This is a genomic window from Pseudomonas sp. 43mfcvi1.1 (assembly GCF_900115935.1).
GTDB classification, from domain to species: Bacteria; Pseudomonadota; Gammaproteobacteria; order Pseudomonadales; family Pseudomonadaceae; genus Aquipseudomonas; species Aquipseudomonas bijieensis.
In genome coordinates, this window is sequence record NZ_UETT01000002.1 from 109,951 (window position 1) to 129,926 (window position 19,976).

Here is a 19,976-nt window from a genome sequence, read left to right on the forward strand (position 1 = left end):
ATTTCAAAAATATTCGGCGGCTGACTAAGGTGAAGGCTGTCTTCGGATCGCCAATAAGAGAGCAAACATGAGCCAGACACCTTTCGATATTCAGCGTGCGGCGGTGGTCGGTGCAGGCACCATGGGCCGGGGCATCGTGATGTGCCTGGCCAACGCTGGCGTGGCAGTGCAGTGGGTCGACAACAATCCGCAGATGCTCGAGCAGGCACTGGTCGCCGTGGCCGAGACCTATGCCCATGGCGTGCGCCAGGGCCGTATCGACCAGGGCGAGGCCGACGCGCGGATCGCCCGGGTGACACGGGCGGATGATTACGCGGCGATCCGCAATGTGGACCTGGTGATCGAAGCCGTCTACGAAAACCTGGAACTCAAGCAGACCATCTTTCGCGAGCTGGACGGCTTGCTCAAGCCCGAGGCTATCCTGGCGAGCAACACGTCGGCGCTGGACATCGATGCCATCGCCGCTGTCACTCGCCGGCCAACCCAGGTCCTCGGCCTGCATTTCTTCAGCCCGGCGCACATCATGAGGCTGCTGGAAATCGTTCGCGGCAAAAAAACCTCCACCGCGGTACTGGATGCGGCGCTGGTGCTCGGCAAGCGCATGGGCAAGGTCAGCGTTGTCTCGGGCAATTGCCATGGGTTCATCGGCAACCGAATGCTTCATCCTTATGTGCTGGAGGCGCGCAAGATGCTGCTGGAGGGGGCGTTTCCCCATCAGGTGGATGCTGCGTTGCAAGGCTTTGGCTTCGCCATGGGGCCGTTCCGTATGTACGACGTCGTTGGCATCGATCTGGAATGGCGTGCCCGTGAACTGGCGGGCAAGGGCCAGGACGCACCCGAGGTGCAGGTGGACAACCGGTTGTGCGAGCTGGGACGGTTCGGCCAGAAAAGCGGCAATGGGTACTATCACTACGAGCCGGGCAGTCGACAGGCCGAGCATGATGTCGAGGTTGATGCGCTGGTGCTACGGGTCAGTGACGCGCTGGGTTTCCAGCGTCGCGTGATCGGCCCGGAGGAAATCCTTGAGCGTTGCTTGCTGGCGTTGGTCAACGAAGGGGCGAAGATCCTCCAGGAAGGCATTGCCGAGTCAGCCCACGATATCGACCTGGTCTACCTCAATGGCTACGGCTTCCCTGTGGACAAGGGCGGACCGATGGCCTGGGCCGACGGGCAGGGGCTGGAGGATATCCACGCACGCCTGCTGGAGCTCGAAACGAAGCAGGGTGACCAATGGAAGCCCGCGCGCCTGATCGGCGAGCTGGCAGCGCAGGGCAAGGGTTTCGCGCAGGCCTGAGGCCATGTCACGTCAAGATCATTGAACAATCGTAAAGGACACCTGATGCCGCAACGCAACGAATACCCCCACTTGCAACCCATCACCACGCGCTGGCACGACAACGATGTGTACGGTCACGTCAATAACGTCACCTACTACAGCTTCTTCGATAGCGCAGTGAATACTTACCTGATCGAAGTCGGCGGCCTGGATATCCATGACGGAGAGGTAGTGGGGTTCGTGGTGAGTTCGGCCTGTGACTACTTTGCTTCGATCGCCTTTCCAGACCGGATTGAAATCGGCCTGCGGGTCGGGAAACTGGGCAGCAGTTCGGTGCAGTACGAACTGGCGGTGTTCAAGCTGGGCGAGGAGGAGGCCTGTGCGGCGGGGCGTTTTGTTCACGTATTCGTGGATCGGGCGTCGAATCGACCGGTGGCGATTCCGGATCGGCTACGTGGGGCTTTGGAACGGTTGGTGGTCTGAAACAAAAAATCGCAGCTTCCGGTCAGGCTCTTGGAAGAGTTGCCGAAGGCTGCGATCTTTTACCAACTGGGTTTAAAGCCAGCGGTCAGTCATCGTGATAGCGATGCTTATGCTTGTGCTTGCGATGCCCATAGGCATGGCCGCGACCCGGATGGCCGTCGCGATAGTAGCGACGATCACCACGGCGACCTTCATAACGATCATCGTCGTCGTCCTTGCCCATGTAGTTACCCAGCGCGCCACCGGCACCGCCGCCCGCTGCTGCACCGATCAGGCTGCCGGTGCTGCCGCCGACACTACGGCCAACCACGTTGCCGCCGGCTGCGCCCAGCGCGCCGCCGATGGCCGCTTCGCCGCGGCTATGTTTGTCTGCACCGACCGCACTGCCGCCCGCGCCGCCCAGCGCCGCGCCGATAGTGGAACCGGTGTTGCCGCCCAGGGACTGGCCGACGACCGAACCCAAAACCCCGCCCAATGCGCCGCCCACACCTGCTTCGGCAGTACCACCGGCAGAAGCGACGCCACTGGCCAGGCTAAGGGACAACAAGAGAATGGAGGAGAACTTCATAGAGGAGCCTCAAAGGGATGACGGCGCGATCCTGAGGCTCGCTTCGCTTGCTTACAATAGAAATCCGACGAGTAGCACGACTTGTGCACAATTCTCTAAGTTATTGTTTTTAGGTGGGAACTTAAGGCGAATTGGTCGGTCTGTAGCTACTTCGGACAGGCCGTTTTCTATGGAAAACGGCCTTTTTTGTGGGCGCTGGAAAGTACTTTGTGGCGAGGGGATTTATCCCCGTTGGGCGTGATGCGGGGATAAATCCCCTCGCCACAGGTCCGCATGATCCAAGCAGGGTCGTGTCAGGCCGACTTGGCCAGGATCAACCCATTCTCGCTCGCCGCTTCCAGGCGAATCGCGACGAATTTCGACGTTGGGGTGTGGCTGCCGTCGCCGGTGCTTTCCAGTGGCACCAGCGGGTTCACTTCCGGGTAATAGGCCGCAGCCTGCCCGGCAGGAATGTCGAACGCCAGCAGGGTAAAGCCCTTGACCCGACGCTCGCGGCCATCATCCCAGAGCGAGACGATGTCGGCTTTCTGTCCCGGCTTGAAGCCCAGGCGAATGATGTCCGCTTCGTTGGCGAACAATACGTCACGCTGGCCCTTTACGCCGCGATAGCGGTCATCCAGGCCATAGATGGTGGTGTTGTACTGATCGTGGGAGCGCATGGACTGCATGATCAGGTCGGGCAACTGGCCGGTGGCGCGGGTGCGTTCATGCACAAGGTCGGTCGGCAACAGGTTGGGCTTGAAGTTGGCGCGGCCCGACGGGGTGTTCCAGCGCCGCGAACCGGCGCTGTTGCCCAGATAGAATCCACCGGGGTTCTTCAGTTTTTCGTTGAAGTCCTTGAAGCCGGGCACAGTGTCGGCGATCAGGTCGCGGATTCGACTGTAGTCGGCCACCAGCCAGTTCCAGTCCACCGGGCGGCTGCCCAGCGTGGCGGCGGCGATGCCGGCGATGATCCACGGTTCGGAGCGCATCTGGCTCGACAGCGGCTGCAACTGGCCATTGGAGGCATGCACCATGCTGAAGGAGTCTTCCACGGTCACCGCTTGCGCGCCTTCAGCTTGCAGGTCGATGTCGGTGCGGCCCAGGCACGGCAGGATCAGCGCTTCCTTGCCGTGGGCCAGATGACTGCGATTGAGCTTGGTGCTGATCTGCACTGTCAGGTCGCAATTGGCCAAGGCCTGGAACGTTCGATGGCTGTCTGGCGTGGCTTGGGCGAAGTTGCCGCCCAGGGCGATGAACACCTTCGCCTGGCCGTCGGCCATGGCATGGATTGCCTCGACCACGTTATGACCGTTCTCGCGTGGCACCTTGAACTGGAAGCGTCGCTCCAGCGCATCGAGGAACACCGCTGGCGGGCGCTCGTTGATGCCCATGGTCCGGTCGCCCTGAACGTTGCTGTGGCCGCGTACCGGACACAGGCCTGCGCCTGGTCGGCCGATGTTGCCGCGCAGCATCATCACGTTGGCGATTTCCTGGATGGTCGCCACCGAATGGCGATGCTGGGTGATGCCCATCGCCCAGCACATGATCACGTTCTCGCTTTTGGCGTACATGCGCGCCGCTTGCTCGATTTCGATCAGGGGCAGCCCCGATTGCTCAACGATTTGCTCCCAGGAGGTGTCGTCGACAACGGCCAGGTAATCCAGCACGTTGGTGCTGTGTTCGTTAAGGAATGCGTGGTCGAACACCGCCGCAGCGCCGGTGTTCTGCGCCTCACGTTCCCATTGCAGCAGGAACTTCGCCATGCCGCGCAATATCGCCATGTCGCCGCCCAGTGCGGGGCGGAAGTACGCGGTGTTGGTGGGTTTATCGCCGTTGGTGAGCATCTCGAGCGGGTGCTGCGGGTGCTGGAAGCGCTCCAGGCCACGCTCCTTGAGCGGGTTGATGCACACCACCTGGGCACCGCGCTTGACCGCCTCGCGCAGCGGTTCGAGCATCCGGGGGTGATTGGTGCCGGGGTTCTGGCCCCAGACGAAAATCGCGTCGGCGTGCTCGAAGTCGTCGAAGGTTACCGTGCCCTTGCCCACGCCGACACTCTGGGCCAGCGCTACGCCGCTGGCCTCATGGCACATGTTCGAGCAGTCGGGGAAGTTGTTGGTGCCATAGGCCCGCACGAACAATTGATACAGGTAGGCCGCTTCGTTGCTGGCCCGGCCCGAAGTGTAGAACTCGGCCTGGTTAGGGCTGGAGAGCCCTTGCAGGTGCTTGCCGACCAGGGCGAACGCCGCTTCCCAACTGATGGGCTTGTAGCGGTCGGTTTCGGCGTCGTAACGCATTGGCTCGGTCAGGCGACCCTGGTACTCGAGCCAGTAGTCGCTCTGCTCCAGCAGCGAGGTCACGCTGTGCTTGGCGAAAAACGCACCATCGACGTGGCGCTTGGTGGCTTCCCAGTTCACCGCCTTGGCGCCGTTCTCGCAGAACTTGACCATGCCGCTTTCCGGTGAGTCGCCCCAGGCACAGCCTGGGCAGTCAAAACCGCCATTCTGGTTGGTCTTGAGCATCATGCGGATGTTTTTCAGCGCATTGTCGCTGGTCAACCAGGCCTGAGCGACACTGATCAGCGCACCCCAACCACCGGCGGGACCCTTATAGGGCTTGTAGCGCGGTACGGGTTTCTGGTCGGCTTGTTGATGATTGCTCACGCTTGTTTCTCCATCGCAGGGCTGTAGACCCGCGGCGCACTTTTTTGCGGCAGGTGGATGAGGTTGAGGTTGTGTTGGCGGGCCCACTGCACCGCGAGGCCCGTGGGCGACGACAGGCTGACCAGGGTCTGGATGCCGGCACGCAGTACTTTCTGGATCAATTCGAGGCTGCAACGGCTGGTGACGATCGCCACGCCACCTGACACCGGGATCCGTTGCCGGACCAATGCCCCAATCAGCTTGTCGAGGGCGTTGTGCCGGCCAATGTCTTCGCGGCCCAGCAGCAATTCGCCCTGGGCATTCATGAACAACGCGGCGTGGACCGCGCCGCAGTACTGGCCCAGGGGCTGGAACTGGCCGATACGGTCACGCAGGCCTTCGAGCCATTGCGCCGGCGGCAGCGGCGCGCCGGGCAGCACCTTGAGGTTTGGCAATGCCTGCTCCACCGCTTCCACGCCGCACAGCCCGCAGCCACTGGTGCCCGCCAACTGCCGGCGTTGCTGCTTGAGGTTCCAGAAGGCGCGGTTGGCGATGGTCACCTGGGCATGGTGCGCGGCACCCGCGCCACTCAGTTGCAGGTCATAGATGTCCGATGCGTCTTCGATGATGCCGCTGCCGAGGCTGAAGCCGACGATGAAGTCTTCAAGGTCGGTGGGGGTGACCAGCATGACCGCCTGGCTGATGCCGTTATAGGCAATCGCCAGCGCCACTTCCTCGGCCAGCGCGGTGCTGTCCGATTGGGAGCGGTCCAGAGTGCAGTAGCGATAGCTCTGGCTGGCGACCGGCGCGGATGTTTCCATCGCAGGCGCTGGACTGACCGGAGGCTTGTCGTTCATAGGCATCACTGAGAGTAGGAATAGTGTTAAGACTAAATGCGGCAATCTGCCACGTCTAATCGCTATTACTGATCTCTCAATAGATGACGTCGATCAAGAAGTCGTTACTGATTTCTGATAGAGGGCAAAACACGCTTCGGCCAAGGCCGAGCGTGGGGCGGCGCGGCGCATGATCAGACCCAGCGGGACCAACGTCTGCGCGCTTTCGATGGGCTGGATGCGCAAGTCTTCGGTCAGGACGTTCAGGCCGCTGTCCAAGGGCATCACCGCACAACACAACCCGCCGTGCACAGCTTGTAACAATTGATGCACTGCGTCGGTTTGCAACAGCGGTTGTGGCGTGAGGCCCCGGCTGTGGAAGTTATGGTCGATGGATTGGCGAAAATGCATGCCGCTGGTGAGCATGCCCAGGGGGAGTTCGATCAGCGCTTCCCAGCTAAGCGGTTGTTCGCCGAAAAAGAAAAAGCGCTGGTCATAGAGCAGGCCCATGCGGGTGTGGCTGAAGGGCAGGGCCTCGAAGCGTTCGTTGTCCAGGCGTTCCAGGTAGGAAATACCCAGGTCGATACGGTTGTTCGCCAGCTGTTCAAGGATGCGTTCGGAGCTCAGGGACGACAATTCGAAACGCAGGTTGGGGTGCTCGGCGTGCAAGCGCTGCATCATTGCCAGCGGGTCGAAGTCCGACAACGGCACCACGCCCAGGCGCAGCGTACCCACCAGGTTGCCACGGCAGGCCGCCGCTTCGGCCTGCAGCCCGTCATAGGCTGCCAGTACCGTGCGCGCCCAGGCCAGCACCCGTTCTCCCGGCGCGGTAAAGCCTTCAAAGCGTTGGCCGCGGTTGACCAGCGGCAGGTCGAGTTCCTCTTCAAGGCTGCGCAGGCGCATCGACAGGGTCGGCTGGGTGATGTGGCAGCGAGCGGCGGCCTGGCCGAAATGGCGGGTTTCGTCCAGCGCAATAAGAAATTTCAGCTGCTTGATGTCCATCTTCGCTCCAAGGCGCAGGAAGAGTCGGATTCTAGCGCTTGTGGGGGGTGGGGTCATTGGTCGGCTGGGAACCGGGTTCGGCTCGCCTGGTCTAGTCTTTGGCGTCTGGACACTTAAACCCAAGGAGCGTGTGCCATGAGTATCTTTAGCTTCGTGAAAGAAGCAGGTGAAAAGCTGATCGATCTGCTGACCCCTGGCAATGCCAATGCCAGCGAACAACTGAAACAGCACATTGAAAAGGTCGGCCTGGGCAATCCGAACGTTCAGGCGACGATCGAGGGCGACAAGGTCATCGTCACCGGTGAAGTCGCGAGCCAGGAAGAGAAAGAAAAGATCCTGCTAGCGGTGGGCAACATCGCCGGTGTCGGCAGTGTTGACGACCAGATCACGGTGACCGGTCCGGTGGCAAAAGCCGCGCGTTTCGTGACCGTGAAGAAGGGCGACACACTCAGTGCCATCTCCAAGGCCGAGTACGGCGACGCGAACAAGTACAACAAGATCTTCGAGGCCAACAAGCCGATGCTGTCGCACCCGGACAGGATCTATCCGGGGCAGGTGTTGCGTATCCCTGAATAACCGGGCCCCTGTGGCGAGGGAGCTTGCTCCCGCTGGGTTGCGAAGCGACCCCAATGCGTCTGCTGCGCAGCCGAGCGGGAGCAAGCTCCCTCGCCACACTGGTCCTGTCAGAGGCCGGCGATCAAATCCCGGTAATCCCCCAGCGCTTCGAACTCCCCCGTATCCTTCGGCCCCTTGCGGCTATCCGGCTCGCTGACGGCCAGCAAGTGCGCCACGCCGAAGTCCCGGGCGCTGCGCAATACTGGCAGGGTATCGTCGATGAACAGGCTGCGGGCCGGGTCGAAATTCAGGTCGGCTTGCAGCGCGTCCCAGAATTGCGGGTTTTCCTTGGGGAAGCCGTAGTCGTGGGAACTGATCAAGCGCTCGAAGTAGGGAGCCAGTTCGATGCGCTCCAGCTTCAGGGACAACGAATCGCGGTGGGCGTTGGTGATCATCACCACGCGCTTGCCGGCGCGCTGGATCGCCGCCAGGAAGGTATCGGCGTCCGGGCGCAAGGCAATCAGGTGCGCGGTTTCCAACTTCAGTTCGCGCACCGGCAGTTTCAGTTCGCTGCTCCAGAAGTCCAGGCAATACCATTGCAACTGGCCGGCATTGCGCTCGAACAATGGCTGCAGCTCCATCTCGGCCATCGCCCGGCTCACGCCATGCAACTCGGCGTAGCGCTGGGGCAGGTGTTCGAGCCAGAAATGGTTGTCGTAATGCAGGTCCAGCAGGGTGCCGTCCATGTCCAGCAGAACCGTATCGATCTCATGCCAGGGCAGCAAAGCCATAAAACTTCTCCAGCGGTAATCGGATATCCGACACAAACAATCAGAATAGGCCGGGTATAGTAGCCCGCTATCGCCCAGGGAGCCGTTTATGCGCCAGAAACCCACCATACTCGATCGCCGGATCGTCACCACCAGCCGCCTGTTTTGCGTGGAGGAACTGAAATTGCGGTTTTCCAACGGTGTGGAGCGCACCTATGAACGTCTGGCGAGCAAGGGCGCGGGTTACGGCGCGGTGATGATCGTGGCGATGCTCGACGCCGACCACGCGGTGTTGGTGGAGGAGTATTGCGGGGGGACCGACGCCTATGAACTGTCCCTGCCCAAGGGCTTGATCGAGCCGGGTGAAGACGTATTGGCGGCGGCTGAGCGGGAACTCAAGGAAGAGGCCGGTTTCGGTGCGCGACAGTTGGAACACCTGACCGAGTTGTCGCTGTCTCCTGGTTACATGAGCCAGAAAATCCAGGTGGTGTTGGCAACTGACCTGTATGAAGAGCGGCTGGAGGGCGATGAGCCCGAGCCGATGCGTGTGGACAAGGTCAACCTGCATGAACTGTCGGCCCTGGCACAGAACCCGCAGTTCACGGAGGGCCGGGCCTTGGCGGCTTTGTACCTGGCCCGTGACCTGCTGGCCCAGCGTGGAGTGTTCCTGTCATGACTTACCCTCATCCGTTGATGGCGCCTGTGGTCGAGCTGGCACTCAAGGCCGGTGAGGCGATCCTGCCGTTCTGGCGCGCCAACGTGCAGGTCAACCACAAGGCCGATGAGTCGCCGGTGACCGCCGCAGACATGGCCGCTCATGATGTGATCGTGGCCGGGTTGTTGGCGCTGTCCCCGGATATTCCGATCCTCTCCGAAGAAGACGCCGATATTGCCCAAAGCGTGCGTGCCAGCTGGCAACGCTGGTGGCTGGTGGACCCGCTGGATGGAACCAAGGAATTCATTTCCGGCAGCGAGGAGTTCACCGTCAACATTGCGTTGGTGGAACAGGGGCGCGTGGTGTTCGGCGTGGTGTCGATGCCCACCAATGGGCGCTTTTACGTTGGCGGCGCAGGGCTGGGTGCCTGGCGTGGCGATCGTGGCGGCGAGCCTTCGCCTATCGCGGTGCGTAATGTCCTGGCGCCGGGCGAGGCTTTCACTGTGGTCGCCAGTCGGCGACACACCAGCCCCGAGCAGGAGCGCCTGTTGGATGGCTTGAGTGGGAGCCTGGGTGAATTGCAACTGACCAGCATCGGCAGCTCATTGAAGTTCTGCCTGGTGGCCGAAGGCGCGGCGGATTGCTATCCACGGCTGGCGCCGACGTCCCAGTGGGACACCGCCGCGGCCCAGGGGGTATTGGAAGGAGCGGGTGGCGAGGTGTTGGACTTGAACGGCGAACCGTTCTGTTACCCACCGCGTGAGTCGCTGCTGAATGCGTCGTTCCTGGCATTGCCGGCGAAAGCGGCGTGGCGTGGGAAGTTGTTGGAGCTTGCTCGCTCCTGAGCCCGGCTCAATCCCTTGTGGCAGAGAGGATTGTGGGAGTAAAGCTTGCTCCCACACAGAAGTGCCACGCCACAGGGTCATGCGCCTGTTTCAGCGGTGCAACACGTACTGCCCCTCAAACTGCACCGCCACGTCCTCGCTGCCGCTGTTCATCACCTGCGTCTGCAAGGCCAGTCGCGCCCGTCCGTAACGCCGGTAGGTGGCGAGGAAGCGTTTCCAGAGCTTTTCCTCAGGCGCTTCGCAGACCACGGTCGCGTCGCGGGTCACTGGCAGTGGATAGCTGATCTGCCCTTCCTGGATCACGATATGCCCGTCTTCGATGCCTTCCTCGCGCAAGGCCAGGTGCAACCAACCCCAGCCGCCCAGCACCGCGCCGCAATACAGGCTGCCACCGAACATGGTGCTCTTGTGGTTGACGTTGGCCGCCAGCGGCAAGGACAGGCGCAGTTGCCGGGCCTGCCAATCAAGCACCTTGAGGCCCATGTCCCGGGTCAAGGGGATGTCGTGGTGCAGGATCGATTCCAGGTAACGGCTGTCGCGGTTCATTGCGGGGCCTCTTGCTTGAAAGGATGACGAGGAAAATTCAATCGGATTCATCGGGCGAGCCGTGGCCGCTGTCGCCAAAGGTCAGGCCGTGTTTGCGCAACTTGTCGTGCAGGGTCTTGCGTGGGATGCCGAGGGCTTCGGCCAGGCTGCGCACCGAGCTGTGGGGGCGGGCCAGTTCGGCGGCGATGAGGGTTTTCTCGAAATTTTCCACCTGCTCGCTCAGGCCGCCGCTGACCACCTCCACCGGTGCGCCGGGGCTGCCGTCTGGCGCGCTGTTGTCCAAGGCCAGTTCCAGGCCTAGGGCAAAGCGCTCGGCGGCGTTTTGCAGTTCGCGCACATTGCCCGGCCAGCTGTGGCGCAACAGCAGTGCCCGTTGCGCCGGCAGCAATTCGTGGGGCGGCAGGCCATGGCGAGCACTGGCTTCGTCGGCGAAGTGCTGGAACAGCATCAGCGCATCCTCCCCTCGTTCGCGCAACGGCGGTATGCGCAGCGGCGCGACGTTCAGGCGGTAATACAGGTCGGCGCGAAAACGCCCCTGATCGGCGGCCTGGCGCAGGTCTTCCTTGGTCGCGGCGATGACGCGGATATCCAGCGGGATCTGTTGATTACCCCCCAGTCGCTCCACCATGCGTTCTTGCAGCAGACGCAGCAACTTGACCTGGACATCCAGGCTCATGCTTTCGATTTCATCGAGAAACAGCGTGCCACCGTTGGCGAACTCGAACTTGCCGATACGGCGTTTCTGCGCGCCGGTAAAGGCGCCGGGTTCGTGGCCGAACAGCTCGCTTTCCACCACCGACTCGGCCAGGGCTCCGGCGTTGATCGCGACGAAGGGGCCGTTGCGGCGGGATGAAAGGTCGTGCAACGCACGGGCGACCACTTCCTTGCCGGCGCCGGTTTCACCGAGGATCAGCACGTCGGCGCGGGTGGCGGCCAGTGCGCCGATCTGCTCGCGCAGGCGCAGCATCGGTGTCGACTGGCCGACCAGGCGAGCGCTGAGTTCATGGCGATCGCTCAGGGCCAGGCGCAGGCTGCGGTTGTCCAGCACCAATCGGCGCAGGGCCAGGGCCCGGCGAACGCTGTCGAGCAGATGATCGCTGGCGAACGGTTTTTCCAAAAAGTCATAGGCCCCGGCGCGCATCGCCTGTACTGCCAGTGGCACGTCACCGTGGCCGGTGATCAGCAGCACCGGCAGCTCAGGATCCTGGGCATGGAGTTCGTGCAGTAGTTCGAGGCCGTCCATGCCCGGCATGCGAATATCACTGACTACCACACCCGGCCAGTCACGGGGCAGTTGCCCGGCCACGCCCTTGGCTTCGGCCAGGGGCAGGATTTTCAGGCCGGCCAGGTCGAGGGTCTGGCTCAAGGCCTGACGCAAATGGGGATCGTCGTCGATCAGCACTACCTCAATCCGGTTATCGATGGTCATACACTTCGGTCCTCGGACGGTTGCAGGCTCACCCCGGGGGCGCCGGCGCGCAGCTTCAGGGTAATCAGGGCGCCGCCTTCCTTGTGGTTGGCGAACGACAGTTCGCCGCCAAAGGCGCGCATCAGGGTGTCGCAGATCGCCAACCCCAGGCCAAGGCCCTGGGTGCGGGTCTTGGTGGTATAGAAGGGTTCGCCGGCGCGACCCAGGGCTTCCATGCAAAACCCTGGGCCGTTATCGCGGATGTACAGGTTGACGCCGGTTTCGGTGGCTTGGGCGCTGAGCCAGAGTTTGCGTGGCGGGCCTTTTTCGGTAAGCGCATCGAGGGCGTTGGCCAGCAGATTGCCGAGTACCTGGCGCAGGCGGGTTTCGCCGGCTTCGACCCACAGCGTGGCGGCCGGCAGGTCACGGATCAGTTCCACTTCCATGCTGCGCCGGCGTTTGGCGAGCAGTGCCAGGGCATCGTCCAGCGCCGGTTGCAGGGCGACGCTTTCCGGGGCATGACGGTCGCGGCGGGCAAAGGCGCGCAGGTGGGCGATGATCGAGGCCATGCGCCCGGTCAGTTCGCTGATCAGCTTGAGGTTGCCCCGGGCGTCTTCGGTGCGTTGGTGGTCGAGCAGAATCTCGGCGTTTTCCGCGTAGCTGCGAATCGCTGCCAGCGGTTGATTGAGTTCGTGGCTGATGCTCGCCGACATGGTGCCCAGGGCCGACAGCTTGCCGGCTTGCACCAGGTCATCTTGGGCACGGACCAATTCCTGCTGGGCCTGCTCGCGCTCCAGTACTTCCTGCTTCAATCGCCGGTTCAGCCCTTCCAGGTCACTGGTACGCTCGGCCACCCGGCCCTCCAGTTCGTGGCGGGCCTTGGCTTCGAAGGCGATCCGATCCAGATAATGGCGCCTGCGCTGCATCATCAACCCGAGCAACAACATCAAGACCAGCAACGCCGCGCCTCCGATGGCGACCACGGTGCGCACCGGCCGATCGATCAGCGTGCGCGGGGCGAGAATGCTTACGCTCCAGCCGGTTTCCTCGATGGATTGGGTCTGGGGCAGCCAGGCATTGGCGTCCAGGTTCAGCGGCTTGGGATCGCGGGTCGGATAAGGTTGTACCGCGCTGATGGCCTTGCGCTCGTCGTCATTGAGGGGCCGGGTCGCGCGAAATCGCCATTCCTGTCGCGACGTGAGGATGACCACGCCGTTGTGATCGGTCACCAGCAATTGTTCGGGGGTCTTGCCCCATAGGCTTTCGGTGTGATCCAGGTCGACCTTGACCACTAGCACACCGATGACTTTTTCGCGCTCGCGCACGGCAGCGGCAAAGAAGTAACCGCGTTTGCCCGAGGTGGTGCCCAAACCGAAGAAACGGCCCAGGCGCCCGGCCATGGCTTCGATGAAGTATGGCCGGAAGGAGAAATTGCGTCCGACGAAACTGTCGTGTTTGTCCCAGTTCGATGCGGCCAGGGTCTTGCCGGAAGGGTCCATCAGGTACATGACTTCGGCACCGGTCTGGACGCTGATGTTTTTCAGCAGCTGGTTGGCATTGCCTTGGGTCACGCCATCGTCCGGTGCCGACAAGGCGGCGCGCAAGGCCGGCAGGTCGCCGAGAATCTGTGGCAGCATCTCATAACGGTGCAGGGTGCCCAACAGGTTGGCGACATAGAGGTCCAGGGTCTGGCGGTTCTGCCCGGCCAGTTCGCTGCGGTAATAACGTTCGGCCAAGTGCTCCAATGGCCACAGCAGCGGCGCCAGGCACATCGCGAGCAAGGCCAGGCTGCGCCAACGGGGTCTGCGGGGAAGGGTGGAATTCATGAGCATCGGGCGCCTGTGGTGACAGGCGTATTATGCCTAGTTGCCTCGCAAATACTATTTGTAAGGCAGCACTAGGCTTGTCCGGCAAGGCACCGTTGCAACGCGCTTCGCCAGTCCGGCTGGCTCACTCCCCATTCCCTGAACAGGCGCGTGCAATCCAGGCGCGAGTTCAGCGGCCGAGGGGCGGGAGTCGGATAGGCGCTCGACGCAATGGGCTCAAGCAGTGCGCACGGTTTGTGTCGTTCGAGCAGGTTTTCGCCGATGGCCTGGGCGAAACCGAACCAGGACGTCTCGCCCTGAGCTGTCAGGTGATAGGTGCCCCACGCGCCGGGTCGGCCGGCTTGCCAGCGCTCGATCAGTTGGGCGGTGCTGTCGGCGATGGTGCCCGCCCAGGTCGGTGCGCCAATCTGATCGGCCACCACCCGCAGCTGCGGTTTTTCCTGCAACAGGCGCTGCATGGTCAACAGGAAATTGCGGCCTTCGGTGGAGTACACCCAACTGGTGCGCAGGATCAGGTGCAGGCCGCCGGCCTGGCGGATGGCATTTTCGCCGGCCAGTTTGCTGCGTCCGTAGACACTCAGCGGATTGGGCGTGTCGTCCTCGGTGTAGGGGGCGGGCTTGAGACCATCGAAGACGTAGTCGGTGGAGTAATGAATCAACGGGATGCCCAGCCCGACCGCCGCCTGGGCCAGGATACCCGGGGCCATGGCATTGATGGCGAACGCCCGTTCCGGTTCGCTCTCGGCCTGATCGACGGCCGTGTGGGCGGCGGCGTTGATGATCAGGCCGGGCCGCAGGGCCTCGATGGGCGTACGCAGGGAATCCGGTTGCGCCAGATCGAACTGGTCGCTGCCGCGTACGAGCAACTCGCCCATGCCGGACAGGCGCGATTGCAGTGCCCGGGAAACCTGGCCATGCTGGCCGATGATCAAGATGCGCAAGGGAGCACTCATGGAAACAGGTCTGCCTCGTGCAAGGTCTTGCCGTTCTGGTCCTTGGCCGAGAGGACCGGTGCACCTTCGAGCTCCCAGTCGATGGCCAGTTGCGGGTCGTCCCAGCGAATGCAACGTTCGGCGGAGGGCGCGTAGTAATCAGTGGTCTTGTAGAGGAAGTCCGCCGACTCGCTCAGCACGACGAAGCCGTGGGCGAACCCTGGCGGGACCCACATCTGCCGATGGTTCTGCGCCGACAGGCGTACGCTGACCCACTGACCGAAGGTCGGCGAGCTGCGGCGAATGTCCACCGCGATATCCAACACCTCCCCGGCAGTGACGCGCACGAGTTTTCCCTGGGCCTGTTCGATCTGGTAGTGCAGGCCCCGCAGCACGCCCCGGGTAGAGCGTGAATGGTTGTCCTGGACGAATTGCAGGGTAGAGCCAGTCGCCTCGGCAAACGCCCGGGCGTTGAAGCTTTCGTAGAAAAAACCCCGATCGTCACCGAAGACTTTCGGCTCGATGATCAGGACATCCGGCAAACGGGTAGCGATGACGTTCAACGTGTTTCTCCTGCGATCTTGAACAGGTACTGGCCGTAGCCGGTCTTGCCAAAATACTGGGCGCGCTCAAGGATGTGCTCGCGGCTGACCCAACCTTGCTGGTAGGCAATTTCTTCCAGGCACGCCACTTTCAGGCCTTGGCGATGTTCGATGGTTTGCACGTACTGCGAGGCTTCCAGCAGGCTGTCGTGGGTGCCGGTATCCAGCCAGGCGAAGCCACGGCCGAAGCGCTCGACATGCAGGTCGCCGCGTTGCAGGTAGGCATTGTTGACGTCGGTGATTTCCAGTTCGCCGCGTTTGGATGGCTTGATGGCCTTGGCGATCTCGATCACGTCGTTGTCGTAGAAATACAGGCCGGTCACCGCGTAGCTGGATTTAGGCGCGGTGGGTTTTTCCTCGATGGACATCGCCCGCCCTTGCGAGTCGAAGTCGATCACGCCAAAACGCTCAGGGTCCTTGACCCAGTAGCCGAACACCGTCGCGCCACTTGGCCGGTTGATGGCCGTCTGCAATTGCTCGCCGAAATACTGACCGTGGAAAATGTTGTCGCCCAGGATCAGGCACACCGAGTCGCCGCCAATGAACTGCTCGCCAATCAGGAATGCCTGGGCCAAGCCATCGGGCGACGGCTGCTCGGCATAGCTGAATTGCACGCCAAACTGATGGCCGTCACCCAACAGGTTGCGGTATTGCGGCAGATCCTGAGGGGTGGAAATGATCAGGATGTCCTTGATGCCCGCGAGCATCAACACCGAGATCGGGTAATAGATCATCGGCTTGTCATAAATCGGCAGTAGCTGTTTGGAAACCCCGAGGGTAATCGGGTGCAAGCGTGTGCCGGAACCGCCGGCCAGAACAATGCCTTTCATCATGCAATTGCATCCTTGTTGTCGAGCGAGCCCAGGCGCTCGCCCTGATAGCTGCCGTCCTGGACACGCTGGCACCACAGCAGGTTTTCGAGGTACCACTGCACGGTCTTGCGCAGACCGGTCTCGAAGGTTTCCCGAGGTGTCCAGCCCAGTTCCCGTTCGATCTTGCTCGCGTCGATGGCGTAGCGCAGGTCGTGGCCGGGGCGATCCTGGACGAAGCTGATCAGGTCGGCGTAGTGCTCGACGCCTTCGGGTTTGCGTGGCGCCAGTTCTTCGAGCAGCGCGCAGATGCTGCGTACCACGTCGATGTTTTTCTGCTCGTTGTGCCCGCCAATGTTGTACGTCTCGCCGACCGTGCCTTGGGTGACGACCTTGAGCAGCGCGCGGGCATGGTCTTCGACGAACAGCCAGTCGCGTACTTGCTGGCCGTTGCCGTAGACCGGCAACGGCTTACCGGCCAGTGCGTTGAGAATTACCAGTGGGATCAGCTTCTCGGGGAAGTGAAACGGACCATAGTTGTTCGAACAGTTGGTCAGCAGCACGGGCAAGCCGTAGGTACGTTGCCAGGCGCGGACCAGGTGGTCGGACGCCGCCTTGCTCGCCGAATACGGTGAGCTGGGGGCATAGGCGGTGGTTTCGGTAAACAGGTCATCCACACCGTGCAAGTCGCCATACACTTCGTCGGTGGAGATGTGGTGGAAGCGAAACGCGCGCTTCTGCGGCTCGGCCAGGGCCTGCCAATAAGCGCGAGTGGCTTCCAGCAGGCTGTAGGTGCCCACGATATTGGTCTGGATGAAGTCCGCCGGGCCATCGATGGAGCGGTCTACATGGGACTCGGCCGCCAGGTGCATGATGGCGTCAGGCTTGAATCGCGCGAGCACCGCACTGACAGTCGCTTGATCGACAATGTCGGCCTGGACGAATTCGTAACGGCTGTCGTGATCGATGCTGCTCAGCGATTCGAGATTGCCAGCGTAGGTCAGCTTGTCGAAGTTCAGGACCTGGTGCTCGGTATCGAGAATCAAGTGCCGTATGAGCGCCGAGCCGATGAAGCCAGCACCGCCAGTGATGAAAATGCGCATCCGGTTAAGCCTTTTTCCGTTGGACGACAAAGCACAAGAGCATAGCTTGTCGGCATGGCGGGAGCGGTGCAAGCGAATATCCCATGGACACGCCCTCCCAACACGGCGTTTCAGGAAGACTGTGCATATTTTTGAACAGGAGGGGTTGCTTATCCCCCGACTCAGTGGCGAGATAGGCATCCGAACAAAACCACTTCAGGGGTCCTTGTATGCCATTCGCTACGTTGGTTCACCGTGCCAGTTTGCCAAGCCCACAGATCAGCGCCGAGCAAGCGCTGGTGCTGTTGCGCTCGAATTACGGACTCAGCGGCGACCTGCGACCCCTTGGCAGCAACCAGGACCTCAACTACCGCGTCGACAGCGACCGCGGGCGCTTTGTGTTGAAAATTTGCCACGGCGACTACGCTGTCCCGGAAATCCAGGCCCAGCACGCCGCCCTCAAGCAGTTGGCCGGACACGCTGCGGTGAAAGTGCCGCGAGTGATTACCGCCAGCAACGGGCAGGACCTGCTGACCTTGGACGTCGACGGCCAAGCGGTTCACATGCGACTGCTGGAGTACATCGATGGCCAGTCCCTCACGCAGCTCAAGCACTTGACGCCCGAACTGGTGACCGGCCTGGGCCGCCTGTGCGCGGAAATGGACCTGGCCCTGGCGACATTCGACCACCCTGGCCTGGAGCGCACCCTGCAATGGGACGCGCGCCACGCCCCGGCTCTGGTCGAGTACCTGTTGCCTGTCATTGAGGATGAACAACGGCGCCATCTGGTCGCCGAGGTTGCACAACAGGCCGAGCGACGCTTGCAGCCGCTCAAGGCCAGCCTGCCGGTGCAGGCGATCCACATGGACATCACCGATGACAACGTGGTCTGGCAGCGCGATGCCCAGCGCCAGTGGCAATTGCAGGGCGTCATTGATTTTGGCGACCTGGTCCGTACCTGGCGCATCACTGACTTGTCGGTGACATGCGCGGCCCTGCTGCATCACGCCGACGGCGATCCGTTGTTCATCTTGCCGGCGATCAAGGCCTACCACGCGGCCAACCCCCTGCAACACCAGGAGCTGTTGGCGCTGTGGCCGCTGATCGTGGCGCGCGCCGCGGTGCTGGTGCTCAGTGGTGAACAGCAGGTTTCCATCGACCCAAATAACCAATACAGCCGCGACAACCTGGCCCATGAGTGGGAGATTTTCCAGGTCGCCCACTCGGTGCCCCTCGAATTGATGGAAGCGGCGATTCTCACCGCCGTCGGCCACAGCCTCCCGGCCATTGCCAGCGAGGGCTTTGCGCCGCTGTTGCCGACCCTGGTAGGGCGTGAGTTCGCCTTGATAGACCTGGGTGTGCTGAGCCCGCATTTCGAGGCCGGCAATTGGGAACAACCGGGGATCGACCAGCGTCTGTTGAGCGAAGCCGCTGGCGTCCACGGTCTGGCCGCCAGCCGCTACGGACAGTACCGGTTATCCCGCACCCGACCGGACAGCGCCGTCGAGCCCGATACTTATCCACTGCACGTGGAGTTGAGTGTGCCTCGGGGTACACCGCTCGAATCGCCGTTCGCCGGGGTCGTGCACAAGAGCGCCGAGGGCTTGTTGCAACTGGACAGTGCCCAGCTGAGCGTGCGGCTATGGGGTGTGACGTCGCCGCTGCATTCCGGCGCGGCGCTGGTCAAGGGGCAGGTGCTGGGCGAAGTGACGGGGCCGTTGCGGGTCCAGTTGTGCAGAGGGGGGCAGGTGAATCCGCCGCTGTTCTGCACGCCCTCCCGTGCCCTGGCCTGGCAAGCGCTTTGCCCTTCGCCGGCGGTGCTGCTGGGGCTGGCTTGCGATGCTGAGCCGGAGATCGACCCCGAGGCGCTGCTGGCCCGTCGCGATGCGAGCTTTGCCCGTTCGCAGAAGCACTACTACGTCGACCCGCCGCGTATCGAGCGTGGCTGGCGCAACCACCTGATCGACATGCAGGGCCGCTCGTACCTGGACATGCTCAACAACGTCGCCGTGCTGGGCCACGGCCATCCACGCATGGCGGCAGTGGCTGCCCGGCAGTGGTCGCTGCTCAATACCAACTCGCGTTTCCACTATGCGGCGATCGCCGATTTTTCCGAGCGCCTGCTGGCGTTGTCACCGTCCAACATGGACCGGGTGTTCCTGGTCAACAGCGGCACCGAGGCCAACGACCTGGCGATCCGCCTGGCCTGGGCCTACAGCGGCGGACGGGACATGCTCAGCGTGTTGGAGGCCTACCACGGCTGGTCGGTGGCGGCCGATGCGGTCTCGACCTCCATCGCCGACAACCCCCAGGCCCTGAGCAGCCGCCCGGACTGGGTGCACCCGGTGACCGCACCGAACACCTATCGCGGCCAATTCCGTGGCCCCGATAGTGCGCCGGACTACGTGCGCAGCGTCGAACACAACCTGGCGAAAATCGCCGAGAGCAAGCGCCAGCTCGCCGGTTTCATCTGCGAACCGGTGTACGGCAATGCCGGCGGGATCGCACTGCCGGCCGGTTACCTGAAGCAGGTCTACGCGATGGTGCGCGAGCGCGGTGGGGTCTGCATCGCCGACGAGGTACAGGTCGGTTATGGGCGCATGGGTGAGTTTTTCTGGGGCTTCGAAGAGCAAGGCGTGGTCCCGGACATCATCACCATGGCCAAGGGCATGGGCAACGGCCAGCCGCTGGGCGCGGTCATCACCCGCCGGGAAATCGCCGAGGCGCTGGAGGCCGAGGGGTATTTCTTTTCGTCGGCCGGTGGCAGCCCGGTCAGCTGCCAGATCGGCATGGCGGTGCTGGATGTCATGGAAGAGGAAAACCTCTGGGAAAACGCCCGCGTGGTTGGCGGGCATTTCAAGGCTCGGCTGGAGGCCTTGATCGACCGCTATCCGTTGGTTGGCGCGGTGCATGGCTCCGGGTTCTACCTGGGCGTGGAACTGATCCGCGATCGCGCCACATTGGAGCCGGCCACTGAAGAAACCACGGCGTTGTGCAACCGCCTGCGAGCGTTGGGGATCTTCATGCAACCGACCGGCGATTACCTGAACATCCTCAAGATCAAGCCACCGATGGTCACCACGCGCCAGAGCGTGGATTTCTTCGTCGATATGCTGGCGAAGGTATTGAACGAGGGGCTGTAATCGATCTGGAACGCCAA

The 19,976-nt window shown here is 62.4% G+C and carries 18 protein-coding genes; 6 read left to right on the forward strand and 12 right to left on the reverse strand.

The window, feature by feature from the left end:
* Positions 1–67: 67 nt before the first annotated feature.
* Both DTP52_RS03825 and DTP52_RS03830 read left to right on the forward strand, forming a co-directional pair.
* A complete protein-coding gene (locus DTP52_RS03825) occupies positions 68–1,294 on the forward strand; it encodes a 3-hydroxyacyl-CoA dehydrogenase (RefSeq protein ID WP_109751930.1) in 1,227 nt (408 codons plus the stop codon).
* A 45-nt stretch (positions 1,295–1,339) separates the two neighbouring features.
* The gene (locus DTP52_RS03830) at positions 1,340–1,759 is read left to right on the forward strand and encodes a thioesterase family protein (RefSeq protein ID WP_109751931.1); all 420 of its coding nucleotides are present in this window, start codon (positions 1,340–1,342) and stop codon (positions 1,757–1,759) included.
* A gap of 85 nt (positions 1,760–1,844) precedes the next feature.
* On the opposite strand, the gene DTP52_RS03835 is transcribed toward DTP52_RS03830, so the two are convergent.
* The 4 genes from DTP52_RS03835 to DTP52_RS03850 form a co-directional block, all read right to left on the reverse strand.
* Positions 1,845–2,327, reverse strand: a complete 483-nt coding sequence (locus tag DTP52_RS03835; RefSeq protein WP_109751932.1) for a glycine zipper domain-containing protein — start codon at positions 2,325–2,327, stop codon at positions 1,845–1,847.
* Positions 2,328–2,620: 293 nt separating this feature from the next.
* On the reverse strand, positions 2,621–4,969 hold the full coding sequence (locus tag DTP52_RS03840; RefSeq protein ID WP_109751933.1) for an FdhF/YdeP family oxidoreductase: 2,349 nt from the start codon (positions 4,967–4,969) through the stop codon (positions 2,621–2,623).
* On the reverse strand, positions 4,966–5,805 hold the full coding sequence (fdhD, locus tag DTP52_RS03845) for a formate dehydrogenase accessory sulfurtransferase FdhD (protein ID WP_109751934.1): 840 nt from the start codon (positions 5,803–5,805) through the stop codon (positions 4,966–4,968). The genes DTP52_RS03840 and fdhD overlap by 4 nt, the downstream gene beginning before the upstream one ends.
* Positions 5,806–5,898: 93 nt before the next feature.
* Positions 5,899–6,786 (reverse strand): LysR family transcriptional regulator, encoded by an 888-nt coding sequence (locus DTP52_RS03850; RefSeq protein WP_109751935.1) that lies wholly within the window; start codon positions 6,784–6,786, stop codon positions 5,899–5,901.
* Between the two features lie 135 nt (positions 6,787–6,921).
* Here DTP52_RS03850 and lysM point away from each other — a divergent pair, with 135 nt between their 5' ends.
* A complete protein-coding gene (lysM, locus tag DTP52_RS03855; protein WP_109751936.1) occupies positions 6,922–7,362 on the forward strand; it encodes a peptidoglycan-binding protein LysM in 441 nt (146 codons plus the stop codon).
* 107 nt (positions 7,363–7,469) lie between these two features.
* Here the strand turns inward: lysM and yrfG are convergent, their stop codons facing one another.
* Positions 7,470–8,132, reverse strand: a complete 663-nt coding sequence (gene yrfG / locus DTP52_RS03865) for a GMP/IMP nucleotidase (RefSeq protein WP_109751938.1) — start codon at positions 8,130–8,132, stop codon at positions 7,470–7,472.
* A gap of 88 nt (positions 8,133–8,220) precedes the next feature.
* On the opposite strand from yrfG, the gene nudE reads away from it, so the two are divergent.
* Entirely contained in the window at positions 8,221–8,787 is a 567-nt protein-coding gene (gene nudE / locus DTP52_RS03870; protein WP_109751939.1) for an ADP compounds hydrolase NudE, read from the forward strand.
* A complete protein-coding gene (cysQ, locus tag DTP52_RS03875) occupies positions 8,784–9,611 on the forward strand; it encodes a 3'(2'),5'-bisphosphate nucleotidase CysQ (RefSeq protein ID WP_109751940.1) in 828 nt (275 codons plus the stop codon). Before nudE ends, cysQ begins: the two co-directional genes overlap by 4 nt.
* 90 nt (positions 9,612–9,701) lie before the next feature.
* Here cysQ and DTP52_RS03880 read toward each other — a convergent pair whose 3' ends face one another.
* The 7 genes from DTP52_RS03880 to rfbB form a co-directional block, all read right to left on the reverse strand.
* Positions 9,702–10,157 (reverse strand): YiiD C-terminal domain-containing protein, encoded by a 456-nt coding sequence (locus DTP52_RS03880; protein WP_109751941.1) that lies wholly within the window; start codon positions 10,155–10,157, stop codon positions 9,702–9,704.
* Between the two features lie 37 nt (positions 10,158–10,194).
* On the reverse strand, positions 10,195–11,586 hold the full coding sequence (locus DTP52_RS03885; RefSeq protein ID WP_109751942.1) for a sigma-54 dependent transcriptional regulator: 1,392 nt from the start codon (positions 11,584–11,586) through the stop codon (positions 10,195–10,197).
* Entirely contained in the window at positions 11,583–13,391 is a 1,809-nt protein-coding gene (locus tag DTP52_RS03890) for an ATP-binding protein (protein ID WP_109751943.1), read from the reverse strand. Before DTP52_RS03890 ends, DTP52_RS03885 begins: the two co-directional genes overlap by 4 nt.
* 71 nt (positions 13,392–13,462) lie before the next feature.
* Positions 13,463–14,344 carry a dTDP-4-dehydrorhamnose reductase gene (rfbD, locus tag DTP52_RS03895; RefSeq protein WP_109751944.1) on the reverse strand — a complete coding sequence of 294 codons (882 nt, stop codon included), beginning with the start codon at positions 14,342–14,344 and terminating at the stop codon, positions 13,463–13,465.
* Positions 14,341–14,886 (reverse strand): dTDP-4-dehydrorhamnose 3,5-epimerase, encoded by a 546-nt coding sequence (gene rfbC, locus DTP52_RS03900; protein WP_109751945.1) that lies wholly within the window; start codon positions 14,884–14,886, stop codon positions 14,341–14,343. The genes rfbD and rfbC overlap by 4 nt, the downstream gene beginning before the upstream one ends.
* Positions 14,883–15,758, reverse strand: a complete 876-nt coding sequence (rfbA, locus tag DTP52_RS03905) for a glucose-1-phosphate thymidylyltransferase RfbA (RefSeq protein ID WP_109751946.1) — start codon at positions 15,756–15,758, stop codon at positions 14,883–14,885. The genes rfbC and rfbA overlap by 4 nt, the downstream gene beginning before the upstream one ends.
* On the reverse strand, positions 15,755–16,837 hold the full coding sequence (rfbB, locus tag DTP52_RS03910; protein WP_109751947.1) for a dTDP-glucose 4,6-dehydratase: 1,083 nt from the start codon (positions 16,835–16,837) through the stop codon (positions 15,755–15,757). Before rfbB ends, rfbA begins: the two co-directional genes overlap by 4 nt.
* A 209-nt stretch (positions 16,838–17,046) precedes the next feature.
* On the opposite strand from rfbB, the gene DTP52_RS03915 reads away from it, so the two are divergent.
* Complete coding sequence (locus DTP52_RS03915) at positions 17,047–19,959, forward strand: aminotransferase (protein ID WP_109751948.1); 2,913 nt, start codon at positions 17,047–17,049, stop codon at positions 19,957–19,959.
* The last annotated feature ends 17 nt before the right edge of the window (positions 19,960–19,976 follow it).

Coding starts and splice junctions, on each gene's coding strand:
- rfbB (WP_109751947.1), bottom strand. CDS start 16,837: ATGCGCATTTTCATCACTGGCGGTGCTGGCTTCATCGGCTCGGCGCTC.
- DTP52_RS03830 (WP_109751931.1), top strand. CDS start 1,340: ATGCCGCAACGCAACGAATACCCCCACTTGCAACCCATCACCACGCGC.
- DTP52_RS03835 (WP_109751932.1), bottom strand. CDS start 2,327: ATGAAGTTCTCCTCCATTCTCTTGTTGTCCCTTAGCCTGGCCAGTGGC.
- DTP52_RS03825 (WP_109751930.1), top strand. CDS start 68: ATGAGCCAGACACCTTTCGATATTCAGCGTGCGGCGGTGGTCGGTGCA.
- DTP52_RS03885 (WP_109751942.1), bottom strand. CDS start 11,586: ATGACCATCGATAACCGGATTGAGGTAGTGCTGATCGACGACGATCCC.
- DTP52_RS03915 (WP_109751948.1), top strand. CDS start 17,047: ATGCCATTCGCTACGTTGGTTCACCGTGCCAGTTTGCCAAGCCCACAG.
- cysQ (WP_109751940.1), top strand. CDS start 8,784: ATGACTTACCCTCATCCGTTGATGGCGCCTGTGGTCGAGCTGGCACTC.
- DTP52_RS03850 (WP_109751935.1), bottom strand. CDS start 6,786: ATGGACATCAAGCAGCTGAAATTTCTTATTGCGCTGGACGAAACCCGC.
- rfbA (WP_109751946.1), bottom strand. CDS start 15,758: ATGATGAAAGGCATTGTTCTGGCCGGCGGTTCCGGCACACGCTTGCAC.
- DTP52_RS03890 (WP_109751943.1), bottom strand. CDS start 13,391: ATGAATTCCACCCTTCCCCGCAGACCCCGTTGGCGCAGCCTGGCCTTG.
- yrfG (WP_109751938.1), bottom strand. CDS start 8,132: ATGGCTTTGCTGCCCTGGCATGAGATCGATACGGTTCTGCTGGACATG.
- lysM (WP_109751936.1), top strand. CDS start 6,922: ATGAGTATCTTTAGCTTCGTGAAAGAAGCAGGTGAAAAGCTGATCGAT.
- rfbD (WP_109751944.1), bottom strand. CDS start 14,344: ATGAGTGCTCCCTTGCGCATCTTGATCATCGGCCAGCATGGCCAGGTT.
- fdhD (WP_109751934.1), bottom strand. CDS start 5,805: ATGAACGACAAGCCTCCGGTCAGTCCAGCGCCTGCGATGGAAACATCC.
- DTP52_RS03880 (WP_109751941.1), bottom strand. CDS start 10,157: ATGAACCGCGACAGCCGTTACCTGGAATCGATCCTGCACCACGACATC.
- nudE (WP_109751939.1), top strand. CDS start 8,221: ATGCGCCAGAAACCCACCATACTCGATCGCCGGATCGTCACCACCAGC.